We start from the raw sequence: 1526 nt of genomic DNA on the forward strand, positions 1-1526 counted from the left end.
AGGGCGTCGTCGCCGCCTACACCCCGAAGGACCTGCCCGCCTCCGCGCAGGACCGGATGGTCGAGGACCGCATGACCCCGGTGGACCAGGGCCAGGTGTGCTTCAACACGGATCCGGCGTGGTTCACCGCCCACGACGTCGAGGCCCCCACCTCGATCGACCAGCTCGACGACCCCGAGTACGCGGAGCTGACGGTCGCCACCTCGCCCGTGACCTCCTCCCCCGGCCTGGCGCTGCTCGCGGCCACCACGGAGAAGTACGGCGACGACGGCTGGCAGGACTGGTGGCAGGGCCTGATGGAGAACGGCGGCAAGGTCGCCGACAGCTGGTCCGACGCCTACAACTCGGACTTCTCCGGCGGCGAGGGCAAGGGCCAGTTCCCGGTGGTGCTCTCCTACTCCTCCTCCCCCGCGTTCGCCCCCGAGACCGAGGTGATCGAGGACTCCTGCACCCCGCAGGTCGAGTACGCCGGCGTGCTCGAGGGCGCGAAGAACCCCGAGGGCGCGCAGGCGTTCGTGGACTTCCTGCTCACCGAGGAGGTCCAGTCCGCCCTGCCCGAGTCGATGTACATGTACCCGATCGACGAGTCCGTGCAGCTGCCCGAGGAGTGGGCGCAGAACGCGCCGCTCGTCGAGGACGCCATCACCCCGGACCCCGCCCGCATCGACGAGCGCCGCGAGGACCTGCTGAAGGAGTGGACCGCCCTGGCCGAGGCCTCCCGGCGCTGATGTCCGCACTCACCGAGGTCGCGGCCCCCGGCACGGACCTGCCGCGCCGGCGGGCCCGCGGCCGGGGGGACGGGCTCGGCCCGTGGTGGCTGGTGGCCGCCGTCCTGCCGGTCGCCTTCCTGCTCGTCTTCTTCGCGTGGCCCGTGGCGGCCATGCTCTGGCGCGGGATCGGCGGCGACGCCGACGCGTTCACCGGCGCCGTGGACCTCACCGCCTTCGGGGAGACCCTCGCCCGCGAGCGCACGTGGCGCATCCTCGGCCAGACGCTCGGCATGGCCGCCGCCGGCACGGTGGTCTCCGTGGCGCTCGGCCTGCCGACCGCGTTCGTGCTGCACCGGCGTCGCGTCCCGGGGCGGGCCGTGCTCCGCGCCCTCGTGCTCGTGCCGTTCGTGCTGCCCACGGTGGTGGTCGGCGTCGCGTTCCGCGCCCTGCTCGCCCCCGGCGGACCGCTCGGCTTCACCGGGCTGGACCAGACGACCACCGCCGTCGTGCTGGCCATGGTCTTCTTCAACGTGTCCGTGGTGGTGCGCCAGGTGGGCGCGCTGTGGAACGCGCTGGACCCGCGCCAGACCGAGGCCGCCCGCACCCTGGGCGCCTCGCCGTGGCGGGCGTTCCGCAGCGTGACGCTGCCCCAGCTCGCCCCCGCGATCGCCGCGAGCGCGGCGCTGGTGTTCCTGTTCTGCGCGTCCGCGTTCGGCATCGTCCAGACGCTCGGCCGGCCCGGCTACGGCACGCTCGAGTCGGAGATCTGGGTGCAGACCTCCGTCTACCTGGACCTGCGGACCGCGGCGGTGTTCT

At 73.6% G+C, this 1526-nt stretch carries 2 protein-coding genes; both read left to right on the forward strand.

Features of this window, described 5'->3' with window-relative positions; all coding sequences use genetic code 11:
- A partial coding sequence (locus tag ACIP67_RS43260; RefSeq protein ID WP_401700217.1) for a thiamine ABC transporter substrate-binding protein occupies nt 1-728 on the forward strand: 728 nt, incomplete at its 5' end.
- The coding region (locus tag ACIP67_RS43265; RefSeq protein ID WP_401700220.1) for an ABC transporter permease at nt 728-1526 on the forward strand (799 nt) is incomplete at its 3' end. The genes ACIP67_RS43260 and ACIP67_RS43265, both read left to right, overlap by 1 nt.

This window comes from Streptomyces sp. NPDC088812, assembly GCF_044750285.1.
Taxonomy (GTDB): domain Bacteria; phylum Actinomycetota; class Actinomycetes; order Streptomycetales; family Streptomycetaceae; genus Streptomyces.